Origin of the sequence: Herbaspirillum sp. B65 (genome assembly GCF_000333555.1) — a bacterium.
In the GTDB taxonomy this organism is placed as follows: domain Bacteria; phylum Pseudomonadota; class Gammaproteobacteria; order Burkholderiales; family Burkholderiaceae_D; genus Herbaspirillum; species Herbaspirillum rubrisubalbicans.
Window position 1 is genome coordinate 1 of the sequence record NZ_BADI01000392.1, and the last position, 3,833, is coordinate 3,833.

Consider the following 3,833-nt stretch of genomic DNA (forward strand, 5'->3'; position numbering starts at 1 on the left):
CATGCCTGGGCGAGGTGTCGCGCAGTTGCTGGGCTTGCCCATCCCCGGCCCGGTGATCGGCATGTTGCTGCTGTTGATCGCCTTCCTTGCCTCACCGCGTCTGGCGCAGATGATGGAGCCCACCTCCTGGAGCATCCTGCAGCACCTGTCCTTGCTGTTCGTGCCGGCCGGGGTGGGGGTGATCGCCGCGGCCGGGCAGCTCAAGGGCGATCTGCCGGCCATCGTGGTGGCATTGGTGGTGAGCACCGTGCTGGCCATTGCCGTGGGGGCGCTGGTGACCAATGCGGCGATGAGGCGCTTTTCCAGCGCACGCCAGGCGCGCACCGATGAGGAGTCGCACTGATGCACGGCCTGGCGCGTCTGACTGATGTCTGGGTCTACCTGGCCGCCTCGCCGCTGCTGGGCTTGACCACCACCCTGGTGGCCTATCTGGTGGCGCTGTGGCTGTATCGGCGCTTGGGTTTCAATCCGCTGGCCAATCCGGTATTGATCGCCATTGCCATCGTGGTCAGCATCCTGGCCATCACGCATACCCCCTACCAGACCTATTTCGAAGGCGCACAGTTCGTCCACTTCATGCTGGGTCCGGCCACGGTGGCGCTGGCCATGCCGCTCTACAAGCAGTGGCACAACTTCCGGCGCGCGGCCCTGCCGCTGATGCTGGGGCTGGCGGCCGGGTCCATCACGGCGGTGGTCTCGGCCGTGGGGATCGCCTATGCCATGGGCGCCTCGCGCACCATCGTGGTGTCGCTGGCGCCCAAGTCGGCCACCACGCCGATTGCGATGGCCATCTCGGAACGCTTCGGCGGCTTGCCTTCGCTGACCGCCGTGCTGGTGATCTGCACCGGCATCCTGGGGGCGGTGCTGGCGCGCTACGTGCTCAATGTCCTGCGCATCGACAGCCATCCAGTGCGCGGCTTTGCGTTGGGCGTGGCGTCGCACGGCATCGGTACGGCGCGGGCCTTGCAGGTCAGTGCCGAGATGGGCGCGTTTGCCGGGCTGGGGATGGGGCTCAATGGCGTCTTCACTGCGGTCATGGTGCCGCTGGCCTTGCCCTGGTTCCTGCGCTGGATAGGAAGCTGAGGTCAGCGCCTCACGGCTTGGGGCACCAGGGTGGCACCTTGAACTGTTCCACCAGGAAGTCGCGCATTCTTTGCACCTTGGGCGGCAGATGGGTGCGGGTCGGGTAGAGCGTGTGCACCACCAGTTGCTCGCCGGTGCTCCAGCCGTCGAACAATTCCACCAACTGACCAGCCTGGATGGCGGCATTGACGATGAAGTCGGGCTGGATCGCAATGCCCTGGGCGGCGATAGCCATGGCGCGGCAGGTGGCGCCATTGTTGACGTAGACGGTGGATCGCACGCGGACCTGGCAGGTATCGCCATGGAGGTGCTTGAAGCTCCACTCATCGCCATTGGCGCGATAGCTATAGGAAATGAAGGGAAATTCGCGCAGCTCGGCTGGCGTGGTCGGCGTACCATGCCGCGCCAGGAACTCCGGTGAAGCGCAGGCGATCATTCTGACCGGGGCCAGCGGGCGGGCCACCATGCGGCTGTCACCCAGGGCGCTGATGCGGATGGCCATGTCGAACCCTTCTTCGAGCAGGTCGATGGTGCGATCCGAGAGGGTGATGTTGAGCGTGATCTGGGGATGCTGTTGGGTGAACTTGCCCCACAGCGGCGCCAGTTGTTCGACCCCGAAATCCTGCGGCACGCCAATGCGCAAGCGACCACAAGCCTGGTCCGAATTGAGGCCGACTTCGCTTTCCACATCCTGGATGGATTCCAGCAATTCCTTGCAGCGGGCAAAGTAGAGACGGCCTTCATCGGTGAGCGAGAGGCGCCGCGTGGTGCGGTGGAGCAGGCGAATGCCGAGGAACTGTTCCAACTCCGACACCTGGCGCGAGACCGCGGGTTTGGACTGGCCGGTGATATCGACGGCGGCGACGAAACTGCCACTTTCGACCACGGCGACGAAGGTTTCCATCGCTTGCAACTTGTCCATGAGGTTCCCGTCTGCGCTCGGCAAGAAAAATACCGCCCAGCCTGCCACAGCGCGACGCCCCTGCCCATGCTACGTTCGGATAATGGCGCGTGGGCGCAAATCGTTTACCTGACCGTAGCCACCCAGGCCACCACCTCGTTGGCCAGCCGCTGGCTGGCGCTGCCGAAGGCCGTGACCACTTCCGGCACCTGGCTGCCGGCCACCGGCTGCACTACGACAAAACGCCGCGCCGCCAGTTGCTGGCGGCTGATGGTGTCGACCAGGCGGGCTTCATAGATGATGACCACGGTCGGCACGCCTTGGCGATATTCGGTCTGGAACGCGTTCAATGCACCATTGAGTTCGACCTCGGCGGCGATGTTGGCATTGTCGCCGGACAGGCGCGGGAAGCGGCCATCGGCCTGGAAGGCATCCAGCAGGCGGTCGCGCAGCAATTGCGGGGCGGGGTCGCTCCAGCGCACCCCGGCGTAGGATTTCACCACGTCGCCTTCGGGCAGCACCAGGATGCGTTCGCTGTCGATGCTGCGATTGGCCGTGGGTGCGACGATGCGCAGCGAACGGTAGGCGCTGCCGGCCGGGGCGATGGCAGTGCTGGCGATGGCCGGTGTCGGCAGACGATATACCGCCAGCGGGTCGGCCTTGGGCAGGATCGAGCAGGCCGTCAGCGCCAGGCTGCTGGTCAGGAGCGCGATACGGAGGAGGGGGCGCAAGCACGGGCTAGTCATGGTTTGAATTCCTGGAGATTGTCTTGGCCCAGCAGGTAGGCGCCGGGGTCGCTTTCCAGCTTGCGGGTGATGGCCCGAACCGAGGCCAGCGTGCCGCGCAGTTCGCTAATGGCCGGGCCGATCTCGGCCACGCCCTGGGCGCCGTTGTTGAGGGCGGCCTGGTTTTGCTTGATCAGCGTTTCGATCTGCTGGCTGCTGGCGGCCAGCGAACTCATGGCTTTTTGCAGATTGCCCATGGCTTCATTGCCGCGCGTGCCCAGCAACTGGTTGGCCGATTGCATGGCCAGGTTGGCCTGGTGGGCGGCCGCAGCCAGCTCCTGCATGGTGGCACCGACATTGCCGCGCTGGGCGGCCAGGGTATCGGTCAACTGCTCCAGGTGCGCCAGCGTCTGGTTCAAGCGCCGCGCATTCTCCGGGGCCAGGAACAGCTTGGCATTGATCAGCACTTCATTGACGTTGGTGAGCAAGTCCTCGCCATTGGTGAGCAGGGCGGTCAGCGGCGAGGGCGAGGCAATGATGATGGGGTCGCTGCCATCCTTGGAGACCAGGCGCGGGCTCTGTGGCGAACCATTGGTGAGCTGGATCAGCGCGGTGCCGGTGATGCCGGCCAAGGCCAGCTTGGCGCCGGTATCTTCCTTGATCGGTGCGCGACCGACCACGCGGATGCGTGCGCGCACCTTGCGCGGATCGGCCGGGTCCAGGCTCAAACCGACCACGTCGCCTACCTTGATGCCGCTGTACTGCACCGGGCTGCCGCGCGAGAGGCCGCTGACGGCTTCGTTGAAGATCACCGTGTAGTAATCGACGTCGCGGTCCTGGCCGACCTTGGTCAGCCACAGGCAGAACGCCAGGGCCGCCCCGGCGACCAGGATGGTGAACAGTCCAATGAGGACGTGATGGGCACGTGTTTCCATTAGGGTTTTCCTTGCTGCGTTGTGGTGGCCGCCGCGCGCAGTGCGGCCATGCTGGCGGCCCGTCCGCGCGGGCCCTGGAAATATTGCTGGATCCACGCATCATCGTAGGCGGCCACCGTTTCGATGCGGTCGGCCACCAGCACGCGCTTGGCCGAGAGCACCGCGACGCGGTCGCAGATGGCGTAGAGG

Annotated in this window: 5 protein-coding genes and 1 pseudogene; 2 read left to right on the top strand and 4 right to left on the bottom strand. The window is 65.4% G+C overall.

Features of this window, described 5'->3' with window-relative positions; all coding sequences use genetic code 11:
- Position 1: 1 nt before the first annotated feature.
- Positions 2 to 343, top strand: coding sequence for a CidA/LrgA family protein (locus tag I5W_RS09555; protein WP_044529043.1), 342 nt, complete (start codon positions 2 to 4; stop codon positions 341 to 343).
- On the top strand, positions 343 to 1,083 hold the full coding sequence (locus I5W_RS09560; RefSeq protein ID WP_017450168.1) for an LrgB family protein: 741 nt from the start codon (positions 343 to 345) through the stop codon (positions 1,081 to 1,083). The genes I5W_RS09555 and I5W_RS09560 overlap by 1 nt, the downstream gene beginning before the upstream one ends.
- 10 nt (positions 1,084 to 1,093) lie before the next feature.
- Here I5W_RS09560 and I5W_RS09565 read toward each other — a convergent pair whose 3' ends face one another.
- The 4 genes and pseudogenes from I5W_RS09565 to I5W_RS09580 all read right to left on the bottom strand — a co-directional run.
- Positions 1,094 to 2,005: a LysR family transcriptional regulator gene (locus I5W_RS09565; protein WP_044529044.1), complete on the bottom strand. Its 912-nt coding sequence runs from the start codon at positions 2,003 to 2,005 to the stop codon at positions 1,094 to 1,096.
- 104 nt (positions 2,006 to 2,109) lie between these two features.
- On the bottom strand, positions 2,110 to 2,730 hold the full coding sequence (locus I5W_RS09570; protein WP_044529045.1) for an ABC-type transport auxiliary lipoprotein family protein: 621 nt from the start codon (positions 2,728 to 2,730) through the stop codon (positions 2,110 to 2,112).
- Entirely contained in the window at positions 2,727 to 3,644 is a 918-nt protein-coding gene (locus I5W_RS09575; RefSeq protein ID WP_044529046.1) for an MlaD family protein, read from the bottom strand. The genes I5W_RS09570 and I5W_RS09575 overlap by 4 nt, the downstream gene beginning before the upstream one ends.
- Positions 3,644 to 3,833, bottom strand: a pseudogene (locus I5W_RS09580) (ABC transporter ATP-binding protein); the annotation flags it as partial. The gene I5W_RS09575 and the pseudogene I5W_RS09580, both read right to left, overlap by 1 nt.

What these genes read in the sequence shown, in the direction of transcription:
- I5W_RS09555 (WP_044529043.1), top strand. Translation starts at nt 2, where the DNA reads ATGCCTGGGCGAGGTGTCGCGCAGTTGCTGGGCTTGCCCATCCCCGGC.
- I5W_RS09560 (WP_017450168.1), top strand. Translation starts at nt 343, where the DNA reads ATGCACGGCCTGGCGCGTCTGACTGATGTCTGGGTCTACCTGGCCGCC.
- I5W_RS09565 (WP_044529044.1), bottom strand. Translation starts at nt 2,005, where the DNA reads ATGGACAAGTTGCAAGCGATGGAAACCTTCGTCGCCGTGGTCGAAAGT.
- I5W_RS09570 (WP_044529045.1), bottom strand. Translation starts at nt 2,730, where the DNA reads ATGACTAGCCCGTGCTTGCGCCCCCTCCTCCGTATCGCGCTCCTGACC.
- I5W_RS09575 (WP_044529046.1), bottom strand. Translation starts at nt 3,644, where the DNA reads ATGGAAACACGTGCCCATCACGTCCTCATTGGACTGTTCACCATCCTG.